Source organism: Caballeronia sp. BR00000012568055, assembly GCF_029439455.1.
Taxonomy (GTDB): domain Bacteria; phylum Pseudomonadota; class Gammaproteobacteria; order Burkholderiales; family Burkholderiaceae; genus Caballeronia.
Map to the genome: position 1 here is coordinate 8739 of NZ_JAQFVG010000030.1, position 18087 is coordinate 26825.

Genomic DNA, 18087 nt, shown 5'->3' on the forward strand with positions numbered 1-18087 from the left:
CCAAGCAAATCCGAAGAAATTTCTGCGTCGCGCAATTGAAGCTTTAAAGGCTTGCCGATTAATTGGCTAAGTTGTTGCGAGACGTAAATAACGTGTTTAATCAATTTATTTATGGCAAGCAAAACCTAAAACGCCGGCGATCAAGGCCGAGACTTACACGTGCGTGTGAAGCAACTTCTCTGCTGGTTCGGCACAGGCGGGGCTCGCATCCCGCTGTTGACTGACGGCACTGCGTATTCATAAGACAGGGTTCATACCAAGACGATATCCGCTCAAAGCGATTAGTTCCGTGCGTTGAGACACATACGTCGATGCAACTTTAGGTGTAGCGCGCAAAGCAACGTGCAGTGCATACACGCTAAGCCTCTGACTAAAGGCGCTTAGCAATTTCCAAAGGAAAGTCTTGAGGCGCGCACAATGAATTTCTTAGCGTGGGCTAAAGAAACCATAGGTCACCTTTGGGGCATTTTCCGCGCGCACGCTAAGGACTTTAGAGCGCCCGAAGCGTGACATCGTGGATGATTACAGCAAGTGCTCACGCACGATTCGGGCCTGGGTCCGAAGTGGTTGCGTCAGTAGCGATGGGACGCCGGAGAAGCGGTACGCCCTGCATATGCAGTGTGCAAAACATGGCGGCAGCAATGGAAGTTTCTACGATCAGCACGGTCGCGGCTGCCCCTTGCTCACCAAAGAAATGAGCCAGCACGGCAAGCAGGCTGAAGTTCAATACGGCAGAGCCGATCAGTACACGGCTGAAGTGCGATTTCATTCCAAGCGGAAGCATGGTTTGAACGCCGAACAAATCCGACAGGCCGGACATCAACGGCACGAAGGCCATCCATCGCAGTACGTCTACCGTGGGTGCGAATTGCGGGCCGTACAGGATCTTCACGGCCAGCGGCGCGCCGAAGAAAATGCAGATCGAGATAAGCGACACGATGCTTCCTTGCAGCACGAACATCTTGCGCAGGAAAGCGAAGGCATCGTCACGGGCGTGATGCATCAGGAAGCTCACGCGCGGATAGGCAGCAGTCTTCAGCGGCTGAAGCATATTCAGCGCGGCGCGAATGAGTTTGTCGCCCGCTGCGAAGTAACCGCCCGCCACATTGCCCGCGATAAACGTCAGCAGCACGATATTGCTCGACGCATAGATATCGACGAGCGAGGTCGCCATGAACACGCTCCAGCCTTCCTTGAGCCGTTCGATGATGGTCTTGAACGGCACGCGCACGAAATCCAGTTCGCGCCGGAAATACAGGTACGTGCAGATTGCGATGCCCGAGCACAGCGGCACCAGCGTGTTGATCATCATGGCGATATACACATCTTCGCGATGACGCACGAAGAGATACATCGCAGGAATGCTCAGCGCGCGTCCAACGAAGACGAAGCCGCTGATCGGACCAAGATCTTCCACGCCCTGAAAGTACCAAGTGGGAATCAGCATGGAACCGACTGCCATACCGAAGCCCGTCAGCAGCAGCTCACGATTTTCACCAAGGTACGGAACGATATACGTGAGCGCCAGCAACACCACGAAGCCGGCGATCGAAAGCAGTGTTTGCGCCGAAATGGTTTCCCAGAAAACCTGCGAACGGAGTGCACGATTTTCCCGGTTGATTGAAATCTTGGGTGTGGCGGTGAGAGAGAAACTAAAGTTTGTCAGCGTGATGAAATAAGCCGTGAAAGCAAGAGCGAAGGAAAGGCGTCCATATTCGCTCGGTCCGAGCACACGTGCGAGCCACGGCAGCGTCAGCAGCGGCGCGAGATACGTGGAGACCTGCAACGTCATCAGAATCGTGAAGTTCTTCTTGAATGAAGCCATCGAGCGGTTTATTCCCCGGCTTGAGCACTGCGTTGATCTTGATGACGCAAGGTGCGGCCTCCCGCGTGTTGCCCATATAAGTCGCCGTGGAAGGCGGGGCATTCGCGTGATACACCCGATGCAGGTGAACACGCCTGGGTGCGGTTCGCCGTGGTGGCGGCGTGAGGCCAATGAGGTTGACGTACCCAAGCCTTGGCCTGGCGTGCGGATACGCAGGAATGAATCGAACCACGCCGATGCCGGACCGATGATGAGCGTGTCCGGTGAATGGCGCAAGCAGCTTCGCAATCGGTATTTAACACTAAATAAAACAATTGTTCAGTGGGTTTGCACACGCAGCGAATGCATCGACACTTGACGAATCGATTGAAAACGTCTTGATGTGCTGGTATGAAGAGACGTGCTTCGCCTGGGCTACACCGCTGCGCTGTCCGGCAAGGCTTCGTCGGGTTCGATAGGCGGCGTCATGGCTTCGATCAACACCGTGTCTTCACGCGCAATGCAATGCGGTGGCAAGCCAATAAATCTGCGCACCACGTTGCGTGTGATCTGATCGACGACCACGCGGCTTTGCGCGTTCGGATCGATCAATACGCGCGCCCAATCCGTGGTGCCGCCATTGAAGACGAGGCCGCCATCCGCGTGCGGCTGATACACGCCCATCGCGCCCGCGCCGCCGATATCCCATCCTTCGAGGCGCACGGTATCCGCAAGCGTCACGAAGCCATTCGATACGGGCGGCACGCCATCGACCTCATAACCGACCAGACGATCTTTCGCGCCGAAGGTTTGTCCATCGCGCAGACTCGTGCCGGAGAAAACCCAATGTTCGGCCTGACGCACGGTAAAGCCAATCGCTTCGCGATCGCGTCTGATCCATCCGCCGCGCAAGCGCTTCCATACGCCATACTTGCCGCCGCCGTAGCCATAACTCAGACCGATTAGATTCGATTCATCGTGATCGGGCCATTGTTCTGCAAGCCGAATCATCGATGTGTAATCGTCGGCGTAATCGATCGGGCGATAACACGTATTGCCGCTGAAAATCGCAAGATTTCCGCCTTGCGCGATGAAGCGCGAGACGTAATCGCGCATTTCCTGCGACCAGTATTCGTGATGCCCGACGCTCAGCATGCAGCGATAGTCTTCGAGCTTAAGCTCCGTGCCGTGATGCAGATCGAGGTCGGTGTAGAAGTCACATGCGATGCCTTCCGCATGCAGCCATCGAATGAATTTGGCGTCCCAGTGCGTGAATTGCTGACGCGGTGAGCAAGGATCGTATGGATCGGCGGGTTCGCCGAGTTGCGCGCCCAAACCGCCGCCCGGACGACGCAAGGTGACTTGCGTGCGCGGTTGCGTGCGATGAATCGGATCGCCGTAATAGCAGCCGCCGCCCGTCGAGTTATACGCGTGATACGTGTTGACCGGCACGATATACGCAATCGCCGCTGACGGCTTGCGCGGCCGCGCGATCACGAGCGCCATGCTGTCGCTATCGGGCGGCCCGGCGAAGATCGGCTTGTGCGCGGCCGCGCGTTTGCCGAGCTCCGTGAGCGGTTCGCCATTCGCGCCGACTTCATACGCAATGACCACGTAAGCGCCCGAATCGAGCGATGGCGTATTCGGCTTGATCGTGACAGTCGGCCAATTCCAGTCCGCATCGTGACGCGCGGGCGCGACGCGTCCGGGTGCGGTGAAAACGTACTTGCCGTTCCGCAATTCCGCCGATACCGCGCCGCCCGGATGCAAGGCGACGCCCGCAGCACTGATCAGGTTTTCATCATGACGTTGCGCGTAGATCGCAAGCGAAAAGCGCGTACCCGGCTGCACGGCGAGATCGAAAGATTCGCCTACGCTAAAGCCCGGCCTGATCGGGTAAATCTGCATGCGGTACGCCTCACGTTTGCTTATCGACGCGTTCTAATGATGATTCCCTGCAGACGAATGACGCCGCATTTGCGCGCCATTCGTACGCGCCGGTGCGGGCGCGCGCAACTCACGGCCCAACATGCGCTTGATCACGCGCTTCACCTGGAACCAACGGCGATCCATCACCATGCGCTTGTGAAAGCGCAATTCTTTAGGCGTATCCGTACGATTCGCGGCAAAGTTCTGATAGCGCGATGCAGTGCGTTCGATCGCGCGCACCGATTCGTCGAATACGCGGCCATCCACGCGCGCGGCCTGAAAGCATGCATACGCGAAGACCTTGTGGAACATCGCAAGCCAAAAGGCGTCGTGCGCGCCGCCATTGCATCGCGCGAGTGTTTCTTCGGCGCAGGTCGTGAGACTCGTCACCGTGAACGGCGTGGCTCTGGTCGTGATACTACCTGCACGGCGTCGATAAAAATAAAGTTCATCGGCGAGGCGATGCAGCGTGCGTGCGCGCGAATAGACCAGCGGAATAGCGGCGGCATCTTCATACACGCGGCCCGCCGGAAACTCGATACCGTTCCACAATTCACGGCGATACACGCGCGCGGCCGGAAAGACCTGATAAACATCGGCGAAATCGAGCAGAGCGGGTAAGTCGCAGGGGCGCGGACCCGTGGTGTTCTCTTCGATCAGCGTGACGTTATCGATCACCTTGCCATCGAGATTGATGATGCCGACATTGAATTCGATGATGTCCGCCGCTTGGCGATCCACCAGCGGCATGATCTTCTCGGTGAAGTCGGCGGACCATACATCGTCGGAATCGAGAAAGCCGATATAAGGCGATTTCGCTTCTGCAATGGCGCGATTGCGCGCCGCCGATACACCGCGGTTTTCCTGGTGTATGACGTGAATATTGCCGCCGCCCGCCGAGCGCTGAACTTCGCGAATGCGCTCGAGCGTCTGATCCGTCGAGCCGTCGTCGATGACGATCAATTCGATATCTTCGGAGCGCGGCTGCGAGAGCGCGGATTCGAGCGACGCGGCGATATAGTGTTCGACGTTGTACGCCGGAATGATCACCGATAGCAAAGTCTTGGGCGTGTCGCGTTGGACGCGTGTCGTCATAAGGCTCGTATGAATGTTTGATGGATCGATCCCACGGCCATGGGTCGTCCGTGCTTTAAATTCAGGCGTCAGATTCTTACAGTATCGAATCCCGAGCGTCAAATCCTATAGGCAGACAAATAGCGGGAATGTTCGGCTGCGCACGGAATAAAAATTTCGCCGTGCATGACCTTTATTCTTAGGCGTGGCGCTTGCCAATTACGTGACAATCGGCGCTAAGAAAATGAGGGCGCTTGACAATTCTTAGCTGGCTCTTTAGCTATGCAAATTCTTAGCTAAAGCTAACTTGGGCTAAAACATTTACCGCAAAGCCTCTAAGCCGACCCGAAATCAATACCGATTCACGCTTAAAAGAATCCGATGCAAAAAGTCTGATGCCTGAGCGTTCGCCCGTTTGTCTCCATTCGTGCGTGAAAGTTCTTGAGATATCGAATTCATGTGTGCATGACGATTGCTCAGGCGGCAAGCGCCGAAGCCGCATTAGAGCGAGTCGGTCACCTATAATGCCCTGCACGACGCTTGCTCCATTTTTGCTTTCGACGTTTCGACGTAATCCGTAGCGAGTCTCTTTTCGTTACGCCGCGACATCAACCGCAACTCCGATACAAGCAAGGATCCAAAACCGTGACCACGTCTTTTTCCAGTACGGTCGAGCCTTCGAGCGGAGAGTCCACTGACTCGGCCGTCGCAGGAAACGACGGCGTACTGGTGCTCGATGCCGCTCAACGCTGCCTCTCGGCCGATGCCGTCTTCGCCCATCTCTTCGATTCCACTCCCGCCGCATTCAACGGTCGCGCGCTGACCGAAACGCCGTTGCCTGCACCGCCCGCCGCCGCGCTTGGCGAAGCCGCCGACGCCGCGCTTGCGGGCAACGGCACGCGCCGCGCGCACGTTGTTATCGGTCAGGACGATGCTTCGCGTAATTTTTCCGTGCTCGCGTTGCCGTGCGCAGAATCGGTCACATTGATCGTATCGCCGGGCGCGCAGGCAATCGATACCGATCACGCCTCGCGCATCGCGCATCTGCGTGCGGAGACGGCGCTGTTCATGCGCGATCACGTGTTGTCGATCGTCTCGCACGATCTGCGCGGGCCGCTCAACGCCATTCATAGCTGGGGCTACGTGTTGGAACGCAAGGTCGATGCAAACGATCCCGCTGCACAACGCGCACTGACGGGTATTCGTTCGGGCGTCGAACAGCAGGTCAAGCTCATCGAACAATCAGTCGATACGACGCGCGCCGAAACCAAGGCCATCGCGCTGGCGGTCGCGCCCGTCGCAATCCGTCCGCTGCTCGAACGCAGCGCCGCGCTCGCCCGCGATGCCGTGGCAAAGGCGCGCGGCGTGACCATCGCGCTCGAAACACCGCTCGCCGAAGAGCAAGCCGAGGGCGATGCCGAGCGCCTGTTGCAGGCGCTGTGGCTAATGCAGGCGTTCGCCGCCGAAGCCAGCGCGAGCGGCGCGACGGTTCGCGTGTCGAGCGTGATCGAAGGCAGCATGTGGCGCACGGACGTGCGATTCACGGCATCGGCGCAAGCGCTGAACGACGCGAATTCGCCGCACGTGCTCGAAGCGTTTGCGCGCAGGCAGGCGCTGGAACCGCGCGAAACCGGGCGCATCGCGTGGGGTTTGGCGCTGTGCAAGCGCGTTGCGGAAGCGCATGGCGGCGTGTTCGAACAATCCGACATTAGCGATGGCGCGGAAGTCGCGTTGTCGGTGCGCGCACCTGTCGCAGGAATGTAGCGCCACGCGTTTTCGCTTTCGATTGCCTGTCGCCCCTATACTGACGCTTTCCTTTTTACGAAGAGAGTTGCTTTGGCTCAGGTCGTCGCGCTGATCGGCGCATTGTTGCTCGTCGCCTTGAATGGTTTTTTCGTTGCGGCGGAGTTCGGTCTCGTCAAACTGAGGGCGACGCGCGTGCAAGCCATCGCGCGCAAAAACGGCCTGCCGGGCCGCTTGCTCGCGAAAGTGCACGGGCAACTCGATGCCTACCTCTCCGCGTGTCAGTTGGGTATCACGCTGGCGTCGCTCGGGCTCGGCTGGATTGGCGAGCCCGCGTTTGCAACGCTGCTGCATCCGTTGTTCGAGCTGCTGAGCATCGAATCGGAAAAGCTGATCGAATCGATCTCGCTGTTCTTTGCGTTTTCGGTGATTTCGTTTCTGCATATCGTGGTTGGCGAGCTTGCGCCCAAGTCGTGGGCCATCCGTCGTTCGGAGCAGGTCGGTCTCTGGCTCGCCACGCCGCTGTACGGTTTCTATTGGCTTATGTACCCGTTTATCTGGGTGCTCAATACCAGCGCGAATTTCGTGCTGCGTCTTTTCGGCATGTCGGGTGAGCATGGGCACGATGCGCATTACTCGACTGACGAACTCAAGCTCATCATGCGTGGCCGGGGCATCGGCGGCGGCTCGGCGTATAACGAAGACGAGTGGAAGACCATTGCGCATTCGCTCGATTTCAGCCGCATGACGGTGTCGGACCTGATGCGTCCTGCCGGCGAAATGATCGGTCTCCGAAATGATTTGCCGATGCGCGATAACGTTGCTGTGATTACGCGGCATCGCTTTTCGCGTTATCCGTTATATGCCGATGGATCGGGCGAACGGCTGCTCGGGATGATTCATTTGAAGGATTTGTTGCTGGCGGGCGAGGGCAGCGGGCGTGGTTTCAGCTTCAGTCTTTCCAAAGACGCCGAGAAGATCGACAAACTTTCGCGTCATGTGCGGCCTGTGCAGTACGTTGCGCCGAATCTTTCTGCTTTGGAGTTGTTCAGGCGGTTTCGTAAGGGTGCGCCGCATTTCGCTATCGTCGGGCGCAAGGGTTCCAAGCCGATTGGCTTTATCACGCTCGATAATTTGCTTGGTGCGCTTGTTGGGCAGATTCATGACGAGTTTCGTCAGGGTGATGCTGACTGGTCGCGGATGGATGATGGGACGTTGATGGGTAAGGGCAGTTTGCCTGTTGTATCGCTTGAGCGTGCGCTTGGGATTGATATTGATGAAGGGCGGGCTGAGTCGGTTGGCGGGCTTGTTATCAATGCGCTTGGGGATTTGCCCGCCGAGGGGCAACGCGTTGCGTTTGATCGGTTTGATATTGTTGTTAAGAAGATGAAGGGGCCTCGAATTGTGCTTGTGCGGGTTTATCCTCGGGAGGAGGCGCTTGAAGAGGCTGATTGAATTTTTGTCTTGCTGCTTGGCGTTGTTTTGCGGTTTGGTTCAGTAGCCGCCTCCCCGGCGGGGGGTAACTTTCTTTGCTGCTGCAAAGAAAGTCACCAAAGAAAGCAGCTTTTTCAACCAGACAGTGCCACTTGAGACGGCAAGTGGATTAATGGTCTCTTTAGGTGACAATAGCTTGCCATCACGGAGGCCTGCCCGGCCTGTCAGGGAATAGGTACGGTCTTTTCAAGAATCTCTATTTTCTTAGCAGAGCGGTTCGCGCTCATGCTTCCAGCGTGCGCGCCCTGCGCGCCGCCGGGCGCTCATCGAAGGAACCCGGCAGAGAACCAAGACAACGACAAAGCAAATGGCAACGCACAAACGCTATTCGGCCCTACGTTGTTTAGCGCTTCTATTTCCTCTCGCCTCAAAGTAACGGTAGTGCCGAATAGCGTTTAAGCGGTGACGCGTGAAAGTTCGTGATACTACGCATTCTCTGTGTTTCCCTAGCAAACCCCAACGGCGATGGCGCGTGAGCGCCGGACACGCCGCGCGGATGAGCGCGTACCGCTTTGTTAAGGGAAAAGTGAAACTCAAATGGCGCGTACCGAGCGCTTGACAGGCCGGGCAGGCCTCCGTGGCGGCGGGCTATTGTTACCTAGCGAGCCATTAATCCACTTGCCGTTTCAAGAGGCAGTGTCCGGTTGAAAAAGCTGCTTTCTTTGGTGACTTTCTTTGCAGCAGCAAAGAAAGTTACCCCCCCCCCGCCGGGGAGGCGGCTACTGGACGAAAACGCAAGACAAGAGCAGCAGCACAAAAACGAAGCTAAACCCGCGGCACCCCCTCCTCAACCAAAAGCGCCACAGGCAAAGTCCCCAACGCATCGCGAATAAAGAGCCGCTCACCATCAGCCTTAGGCGCATTAGGGCTAAGCCAATCAAACAGCGCCCGAGAATGCAAAGCCTCCGGCAGAGTAATAAACGTATCGCCCCACAAAGCAGGCTCAACCAACGGCACATCGCCAACACCAAGCAAAGGCCCGGCAAGCCGCGTCGCGATCACAATAGCAAACGCACTCCCAGCATGCCGTGCAAACGCAATCACATGCTCAGCCTGTTCGCCCTGCACCGTCAGCGGCACATAATCACCTTGAGCAAACAAAGACTCGCAATGCTTGCGCAAAGCAAGTGAACGATGCACAAGTGCCAGCTTCACCCGCCCATCGCGCCAATTCGACAATTGCTCCGAAGGCGGTCCCTGCTCACCGAGTTCAGCAAGCCACTCCCGCCGAAGCGCGTAATCCACAGGCCGTCGATTATCCGGATCGACGAGAGAGAAGTCCCACAACTCCGTGCCCTGATAAAGATCCGGCACACCCGGCGAAGTCAGACGCAACAACGTCTGCTGGAAGCTATTCATCGCACCGAGCGGGCCGATGCGCTTTACAAACGCCGATAACTCGCTCAGAAAGCCATTACGCCGCTGCGGCGCGACGATATCGAACAAAAAGTCCTTGCACGCGTTCTCATACACGTCGTCCGGCGCGAACCAACTCGTGCGTAACTTCGCTTCACGCAACGCCTTCAACTGCCATTGCGCGACGCGTTCGGCAAGTTCGTGAACACCATCTTCATCATCGGGATCGAGCGTGAGGGGCCAGCAGCCGACCAGCGTTTGATACAGCATCGCTTCGGCAGCAGCGCCGGGTGCCCAATCGTCACCAAGGTCGCGTCGCAAGGGCGTGTTCAGCGTGGACCATTGCTTGAGCGTTGTCGCCCATTCATCGGGAATCTCGCTCAATGCGGCAATGCGCGCACGCACGTCTTCACCGCGCTTGTGATCGTGCGTCGCCGTGCAAAGCATCGCGTGCGGGAAGGCGTTGAAGCGTTCGCGATTGCCCGCGTGAAAGTCATCGACGGATAAGGAAAACTCGCCCGGGTCCGCGCCGACTTCGTTACGCGAAATAAGGCGTCCATAGCGATAACACGCCGTATCCTCGACCGCCTTCGCCGCCACCGGCGATGTCAATTGCGAGAACAACGTCTGCGCCGCCCGCCGCTGCGATCCGCTCGATGGCTGCGGATTCTGACCACCGCCCGCCGCCTGCGCCTGATTGCGATCACGCTCCCGATTGCGCTCCGATGCACGTTCACGCGGACGTTCGCGCTCGTTCCGTTCAACGACAGGCGCTTCATCTGGCAACTTCCCGCCGAGCCATTGCGCGACCTGATCCAGCACGACATGATCTGCGCTCGAAAGCGTCGCGCGCGCGGCATCAAGCGCTTGCGAGAAGTATCGATCGTCTTCCGCACTGCGCACGCCGCTCACCGGATAAATTCGATACACCGGGAAATGCACCACGAGTTCCGCCGTCACGCGTCGAATGGACGTGAAGGTGAAATCGCGCGTAGTCTGCGCATCGCGTGCAAGACGATGCAGCGCGCGCGTCACGCGATCCAGTTCCGCCGAGAGATTTTCCGCGAGAATCTTGCGCCGCGCGATCAACACTTCATCGGCGAAAGTGGCGCTTCTGCCGGTGATGTCGGCCCACAGCGCGGCAAGCGGTTCCGCGCCCGCCGGGTCGTGCAGCAGCGCGCCGACATCGTTCATGAAGTCGTAGCCGGTGGTGCCGTCCACTTGCCAGTCGCGACGCAAGGGTTCTCCGCGCGCCAGAATCTTTTCGACGACAAAATACGTGCGGCCATTGCCATGCCGCAATGCTTCGGGCCGCTGAACGGACAGCTCTTCGAGACGCGTGCGCAGACGCTGGCAATATTCGCGCGGCTCCGCAAGACCATCGACGTGATCGATCCGCACGCCGTCGATCAGCCCTTCGGTAAAGAGCCTGAAAATCAGCGCATGCGATGCCTCGAACACTTCCGGTCGCTCGACACGCACGCCGCCCAGCGTGCTCACATCGAAGAAACGCCGCCAGTTCACTTCGTCCGCTGCGGTGCGCCACCACGCCAGCCGGTAATGCTGCCGCTCCAATAGCCGATGCAAACGCTCGCGCCCGGCAGGCGTTTCCGCCGAATGCGCCGCGAGTACCGCTTCGATCGCGGCCTTGCCGCCTTCGGTCTGCGCGATAGTCACGAGCGCCGTGCGCGCATCGGCGGCGCGCGGCTGATCGGCGGGTTGCGTCGAAAGGCCCGCGAAACGCTGCGCGAGTTCGGGCGCTTCCTGAAGCACGGACGGGTAATCGACCGGACAAACGGGAAACACATTTGAGTAATACTCGATGACGAATCGCCCTTCCTCCGCGCGATACGCGAGCTTAATCTTGCCGCCCTGCAATTCTTCGCCATATGCCGCGCCGAGAAACGGCGCGAGTACTTTGCCGCGCAAAGCGGGATCGGGCGAATGCCAGTCCACATCGAAAAAACGCGCATGCTGAGCGTGACGGCCCCATTCGAGAATGTCCTGCCACCACGCGTTTTCCGAGCCGCCGACGCCCATATGATTCGGCACGACATCGACGATCAGCCCCATGTCATGCGCACGCAGTTTTTCGACGAATCGCCTCAAGCCGTCTTCGCCGCCCAGCTCCAGATTCACCTTCGAATAATCGACGGTGTCGTAACCGTGCGTGGAGCCGGAAGTCGCGGTCGTGATCGGCGACGCATACGCGTGACTCACGCCGAGCGAGGCGAAATAGTCCACTTGCGCGGCGGCGTCGTCGAAGGTGAAGTCCTTGTGCAGTTGAAGCCTGAGCGTGGAGCGCGGTACGGTCATGGTCGGTCTAGGGTTGCAATGAACGCTTGCGCGCCGTATCTACGGCAAGCAGGCGCTCGCAAAAGGCGTCGTCGAGAAATAGCTCGTCGACGGGTTTCGTCATGCGTCGCCGCCAGTTCGGGTGCTCGTCGATCGAACCGGGAAGGTTCGGCTGCTCCAGCAAGGCAAGCAGATCTTCGAGCGGATACGTGACGAGCGGCGCGGGCGTCGCGGCGACGAAAGCCAGTGCTTCATCTACGGGCGCGTGATCGATATCGGGTACATCGATATCTTCAGGTGCGATTTCCGCATCCTGAAACGCGCGCCACAAATGGGCACGGTCCTCGCCCCGTTCTTCCAGCGCCACTTCGACTGCATCGCGTCCGTCGTCGCGGGCCATCGTCTGACCGATCTTCGAGCGCAACACGATGTCCTCGCCGCGCCACCATCCCGTGACGGTCGGCAGGTCGTGCGTCGTCGTCGTTGCGGTCACGCCGCTGTCCCACTCGCGCGGCGGCTTGAAGCCGTCGCCTTCTTCAGCACGTTCGAACCACAGCACTCGAATACCTAGCAAGCCGTGCTCCTGAAGCCTTTCGGTAAACCCCGGTGGCACGGTGCCCAGGCCTTCGCCGACCACGATCGCCTTATACCGCCACGATTCCAGCGCAATCAGACGAAGCAGGTCTTCGAGCGGATAGCGCAAATACGCGCCGTCTTTCGCGCTTTCGCCCTCCGGCACCAGCCACAGGCGGCGCAAGCCCAGAATATGGTCGATGCGGATACCGCCCGCGCATTTGAACGCACAGCGCAACATATCGATAAACGCGGAAAAGCCTTGCGTGCGCATCGCGCGGGGCGAGAAGGTCGTGAGTCCCCACGATTGCCCGGCCTGATTGAAAAGATCGGGCGGCGCACCGACGGAAACGCCCGTCATCATTTCATCGCGATACGACCAGGCGTGACTGCCCGCGCTGTCGCATCCCACGGCCAAATCGGCGACGAGGCCGACGGCCATGCCGGCATCGCGGGCGGCGTGCTGGGCGTGCAGCAGACCTTTGGCGGCGAGCCATTGCGTGAACAGGAAAAAATCCACTTCATGGCGATTCGCTTCGGCGAAAGCGGCGACGGCATCGCTGCGCGGATCGCGTAGTTCGTCGGTCCAGTTGCGCCAGTGGCCTTCGCCATGTTTCGCCAATTGATCCGCTTGCAAGGCTTCGAAGCGCGCGTGATCTTCGAGCGGCCGTCCGCCGTCATCGACAAAGGCCGCAAAGTCCTGATGGAGCGATGAATCCTTCTGCTGCGAGAACGTTTCGAACAGCGCACGCAGGATTGCCATACGCGCTTTCATCGCGCGCGGCCAGTCGATCAGATCGAGTGCTTCGAGCGCTTTCAATTCATCTGCAACACCGGCTTTTTCGATTGCGGCACGCGCAGCATCAACGCCGAGCACCGCAGCCGGATCGATATGCGCGATATTCAGAAACAAGCGCGACGACGGTGAATACGGGCTGAACTTGTGCGGCTCGGCGCTGAACATGGCGTGCATCGGACTGATGGCGAGCGCGTGGCCGTTGCGCCTGGCCGTCTGCGTCGCGAGCGATGCCAGCGCCGTGAAATCGCCGATACCGCCATCGCCATCACGACGCAAGCCGTAGACTTGCGCGGCGACGCCCCACAATGGCGGCGCGTCGCCTGAATCGTCGCTTAGCGCTTGCCACGCATCGACGATGGTGTAGCAGCGCGCGGGCGCCACCGCCAGCGTCGTGCGATGGTCGTTGATCACGAGCGTGTGATAACCCGGCTCCGAAATCGGCGAAAGCAGCGGCGCTTCACCTTTGGGCGATGTAAAACGCCCGTCGATAATCTCGCCGCCTTCCATCTCGATCCGATACCGCGCGCCCGACTTCGCCGCCGACACCGGCAGCGCAATCCCGCGATCCACCTCCGCCGTAATCAGCGGCGGCAGCTTGCGGCCGGTCATTTCGGCATCGATGGCGGTCATGCTTTGCTTGATCTGCGTGGCGTTCGCGCACGGCAAACCGAGCTTTTCGAGCAGCGTGCGCAACGTCGATTCCGGCACGCGGCGCATTTGCTTGTGCGCGTCTTTCCACTCCACTTCGAAGCCCGCGCGTTCGGCGAGCGCTTCGATCGGCGTCATCGGTGAAGTCGTATCGGTGGCGGCGTTCACGAGTTTTGTCCAGTAATCCAAACGATGCACGTATGCGCATCAAGTTCGCCATCCTTAGCATTTGAGGGCGTGGCCAAAATTACCTTGCCTTGCGGCGTTTCCTTGAGCGCGACGGGCGCATCGCCCAAGTTCAATGCGATGGAAAGCGTCTCGCCATCGCCGAGCTTCCACTGCGCGACCAGCGCCTTCTCGCCGATTACCTTTGCGCCGAGCGACTTCGAATCCTTCAAACGCGGCGCAATAAACTTCGCGCGCAATGCCAACGCCGTGCGATAGAAGTTCAGCCAATCGCTGCGGTCCGCATCGTCCGATGCTTTCGGCGACGACATGGCAAACGTCGTCGCATCGTTCGGATCGGGAATCTGCGCGCGGCGTTTTTCATCGGTGAACGCGGAGAACTTCGCGAATTCGCGGCGACGGCCTTCGCGCACGGCATCGGCGAGTTTGTCGTGGTAGTCGGTGAAGAACAGGAACGGTTGCTTCGAACCGTATTGTTCTTCCATGAACAGCAGCGGAATCTGCGGCGACAGCAGCAAGAGCGCGGTCGCGGCGCGCAGGGCGGTATCGCTCGTCAATGAACGCAGACGATCACCCATTGCGCGATTGCCGACCTGATCGTGGTTTTGCAGGAACATGACGAAGCGCGTCGGCGGCAAATGCGCGCTCTTTTCGCCGCGCGGCTTGCCGTCGTGAATCGGAGAAGGATCGCCTTGATAGACGAAGCCTTCCGACAGCACGCGCGCGAGCTTCTCGATCGGCTTGTCGATATACGCGCTGTAATAGCTCTCGTCTTCGCCCGTCAGCAGCACGTGAAGCGTGTTGTGCGCGTCGTCGTTCCATTGGGCATCGAAATGGGTTTCGAGCAGATTGGCCGTGTTGTGCTCGTTTTCCAGCACCAGATGCACATGCCGTCCCGTCTCCACCGATGAACGAATTCGCTGCGCCAATTCACGCAGCCATTCGTCGTCGTTGATGGCGTGAACCGCGTCCAGACGCAGCCCGTCGAAGCGATATTCATTGAGCCAGTAAAGCGCGTTATCGAAGAACAGATCGCGCACTTGCGGACGTTCGAAATCGATCGCCGGTCCCCACGGCGTATCCACGCCTTCGCGGAAAAACGTCTTCGCATACGCGCTCAGATAGTTGCCGTCGGGGCCGAAGTGGTTGTAGACCACATCGAGAAACACCATCAGGCCGAGACCGTGCGCGGTATCGATCAGCTTCTTCAGTTCGTCAGGACGGCCATACGATGAATCTGGCGCGTAGGGCAGCACGCCGTCATAGCCCCAATTGCGCGTGCCGGAAAAGTCATTCAATGGCATCAATTCGATGGCCGTCACGCCGAGTTGCGCGAGTTCCGGCAAACGCGCGGTGACGCCCGCATAACCGCCCATCGCGCCGACATGCAGTTCGTAGAGCACGGTCTCTTCCCACGGACGGCCGTGCCAATCCGTGTGCTGCCATTCGAACGCGCGCGGATCGATCACTTCGCTCGGGCCGTGCACATCTTGCGGCTGAAAACGCGACGCCGGATCGGGCACCGCAAGCTCCGCATCCAGCCGATACCGATACAGCGCGCCCGCGTTCGCCTCGGCTTCGGCTTCGAACCAGCCATCGCCGGTGGGCTGCATATCGATAAGCGTCGGAGCGGCGTCTTGCGCGCTCTGCAATTCCACTTGCACCTGCTCGCGCGATGGCGCCCAGAAGCGGAATCGCGTGCGCGGGTTTTCGCACTTCGCGCCGGAAAGCTGCGCGCCGAAAGGAAGGCTACATGCGTGTTGATGCTTATGCGGGTCGATCGGACGTTCGGACATGATGGGTGCCTGATGAACAGCTTAACGATATGAAGCGACGAGATAGTTCGCGTGCTAGGTCGGATCGATTTCGGGCGGACGATGCGACACCATCGTTCCGGGATCGGGCGGCAGCGCGGTCAGAAGACGCGCGCCCTGATGCGGACCCGCGAGCCACGCGGTCTGCCAATCGGCATCGCCCGTTGGCTGCGCCAGCAACACGACGATGCTGTGCGCGGCAACTTCCAGCTCGCTGCCGATCAGCGGACGCTGCACTGCATCCGGCTCCGCGCTATCCACGAGCACATTCCATTCCAAGTGCGGCGCGGGCGGCGTAAAAGCGAGCGCGTGGGGCGAGGCGTTGAACATCAGCAACAACACGTCGATTTCCCCGTCGATGCCCGGCCCCGCGCGGCGCAGCGTCAGCGCGCGTCCTTCCGGATCCTGCCATGCTTCGATGCCGAGCGCGTTGCCGCGTTCATCGAACCAGCTTACGTCGTAGAGGCCGGGAAGCACTTCGCGATCGCCATACAGGAAGCGCGTTTCGCGCAGCACCGGGTATTTTTTGCGCAACGCAATAACGCGCGACACGAACTCCGTCATGGATTTGCCTTGTGGCGAATCCGCCGCCGTCCAGTCGATCCACGAAACCTCGTTGTCTTGGCAATACGCGTTGTTGTTGCCGTTTTGCGTGCGGCCGAATTCATCGCCGCCGAGCATCATCGGCGTGCCGAGCGAAAGCAGCGTGGTCGCGATCATCGAACGGGCGACGCGGGCGCGAAGATCGCGCATGGCGGGATCGTCGGTCGGACCTTCGGTGCCCCAATTCGCGCTGCAATTCTCGTTGTGGCCGTCGTTATTGCCTTCCTGATTGATCTCGTTGTGCTTGTGCGAGTAGGCGGTGGTATCGGCGAGTGTGAAGCCGTCGTGCGAAGCGACGAAGTTGACCGATGCCCACGGTTTTCTAAAGCGCCGATTGAACAATTCCGCCGATCCGGTCAGCCGCGCGGCGAGATCGGGCCGCATGCCGGAATCGCCGCGCCAGAACCGCCGCACGCCATCGCGATATTTGTCGTTCCACTCCGCGAAACCCGGCGGATGATTGCCGACCTGATAGCCGTCCGGACCGATATCCCACGGCTCGGAAATCAGCTTGCGCGTGGAGAGAATCGGGTCCTGGCGAATGGCATCGAAGAAACCGGAACCGGGATCGAAGCCGTGACCTTCGCGGCCCAGCGTGACGCCGAGATCGAAACGAAAGCCGTCGATATTGAAAGCCGTGCACCAATAGCGCAGCGAGTCCATCACCATTTGCAGCACGCGCGGGTGCGAGAGATTGACCGTGTTGCCGCAGCCGGTTTCGTTGATGTAATGGCGTTCGTCGCCGGGAATCAGGCGGTAATAGCTCGCGTTGTCCAGGCCGCGCCATGACACCGTCGGGCCTTGCTCGTTGCCTTCGCACGTGTGGTTGTAGACCACGTCCAATATCACTTCGATGCCTGCCGCATGCAGTTGCCTCACGGCGATACGCATTTCGTTCAGCCGATGCGTGGACAAATACGACGGTTCGGGCGCGAAGAACGCAGCGGTGTTGTAGCCCCAGTAATTGCGCAGACCGCGTTCGACGAGAAAGCGATCGTTGAGGAACGCATGCACCGGCAAAAATTCGACGGCGGTGATGCCGAGCTTTTGCAAATGTTCGATAAACCACGGCGACGATAGCGCGGCGAACGAACCGCGTTCGTGCTGGCGAATGTCGTTGCGCATCATCGATGCACCGCGTACGTGCGTTTCGTAGATGATGGTTTCGCCCCACGGCACGTCGGGACGTACATCGCGCGACCAGTCGAAGGCGTCGTCGGTGACGATGCACTTGGGCATCGCGGGAGCGGAGTCGCGGCGGTCCATCGACATGTCGAGTCGGTTCGAGTGGACTCGATAGCCGAAGAGGGCATCGGACCAGCGCCATGGGCCTACGAGTTTCTTGGCGTAGGGATCGAGCAGGAGTTTGTGCGGGTTGAAGCGATGGCCGTGCTGCGGTTGATACGGGCCGTGGGCGCGGAAGCCGTAGACTGTGCCCGGATGGGCTCCCGGGAGGTAGCCGTGCCATATTTCGTCCGTGCATTCGGGCAGGTCGAAGCGCATGAGCTCTTTTCTGCCTGTGCTGTCGAATAGGCATACTTCGATGCGGTGCGCGTTTGATGAGAAGACCGCGAAGTTGACGCCTAAGCCGTCCCAGTTGGCTCCGAGCGGGTAGGGCGCGCCCGGGAGCAGCTTTTCGGGGAGTGCGTTTGCCATGTTTGGGTTTTTTCCCTGTTCTTGCTGCTGGCTTTGTCTTGCGTTTATGTTCAGTAGCCGCCTCCCCGGCGGGGGGATCACTTTCTTTGCTGCTGCAAAGAAAGTAATCAAAG

At 59.4% G+C, this 18087-nt stretch carries 9 protein-coding genes; 2 read left to right on the forward strand and 7 right to left on the reverse strand.

What is annotated here, in order from left to right; genetic code table 11:
- Nucleotides 1-535: 535 nt before the first annotated feature.
- From P7F28_RS03010 to P7F28_RS03020, 3 genes are all read right to left on the reverse strand, one after another.
- Nucleotides 536-1825 carry a flippase gene (locus P7F28_RS03010; RefSeq protein ID WP_277182959.1) on the reverse strand — a complete coding sequence of 430 codons (1290 nt, stop codon included), beginning with the start codon at nucleotides 1823-1825 and terminating at the stop codon, nucleotides 536-538.
- A 414-nt stretch (nucleotides 1826-2239) separates the two neighbouring features.
- The gene (locus P7F28_RS03015) at nucleotides 2240-3712 is read right to left on the reverse strand and encodes a N,N-dimethylformamidase beta subunit family domain-containing protein (protein ID WP_277182960.1); all 1473 of its coding nucleotides are present in this window, start codon (nucleotides 3710-3712) and stop codon (nucleotides 2240-2242) included.
- A gap of 33 nt (nucleotides 3713-3745) precedes the next feature.
- The gene (locus P7F28_RS03020) at nucleotides 3746-4828 is read right to left on the reverse strand and encodes a glycosyltransferase family 2 protein (RefSeq protein ID WP_277182961.1); all 1083 of its coding nucleotides are present in this window, start codon (nucleotides 4826-4828) and stop codon (nucleotides 3746-3748) included.
- A 624-nt stretch (nucleotides 4829-5452) separates the two neighbouring features.
- On the opposite strand from P7F28_RS03020, the gene P7F28_RS03025 reads away from it, so the two are divergent.
- On the forward strand, nucleotides 5453-6571 hold the full coding sequence (locus tag P7F28_RS03025) for a sensor histidine kinase (RefSeq protein ID WP_368860318.1): 1119 nt from the start codon (nucleotides 5453-5455) through the stop codon (nucleotides 6569-6571).
- Between the two features lie 72 nt (nucleotides 6572-6643).
- Nucleotides 6644-8005 carry a hemolysin family protein gene (locus tag P7F28_RS03030; RefSeq protein WP_277182962.1) on the forward strand — a complete coding sequence of 454 codons (1362 nt, stop codon included), beginning with the start codon at nucleotides 6644-6646 and terminating at the stop codon, nucleotides 8003-8005.
- A gap of 804 nt (nucleotides 8006-8809) precedes the next feature.
- On the opposite strand, the gene treY is transcribed toward P7F28_RS03030, so the two are convergent.
- The 4 genes from treY to glgX are packed head-to-tail and all read right to left on the reverse strand — an operon-like array spanning nucleotide 8810 to nucleotide 17974.
- Nucleotides 8810-11716: a malto-oligosyltrehalose synthase gene (gene treY / locus P7F28_RS03035; protein WP_277182963.1), complete on the reverse strand. Its 2907-nt coding sequence runs from the start codon at nucleotides 11714-11716 to the stop codon at nucleotides 8810-8812.
- 7 nt (nucleotides 11717-11723) lie between these two features.
- Nucleotides 11724-13853, reverse strand: a complete 2130-nt coding sequence (malQ, locus tag P7F28_RS03040) for a 4-alpha-glucanotransferase (protein WP_277182967.1) — start codon at nucleotides 13851-13853, stop codon at nucleotides 11724-11726.
- A 26-nt stretch (nucleotides 13854-13879) separates the two neighbouring features.
- Nucleotides 13880-15697: a malto-oligosyltrehalose trehalohydrolase gene (treZ, locus tag P7F28_RS03045; protein ID WP_277182964.1), complete on the reverse strand. Its 1818-nt coding sequence runs from the start codon at nucleotides 15695-15697 to the stop codon at nucleotides 13880-13882.
- 54 nt (nucleotides 15698-15751) lie between these two features.
- Entirely contained in the window at nucleotides 15752-17974 is a 2223-nt protein-coding gene (gene glgX / locus P7F28_RS03050) for a glycogen debranching protein GlgX (protein WP_277182965.1), read from the reverse strand.
- Nucleotides 17975-18087 lie beyond the last annotated feature (113 nt).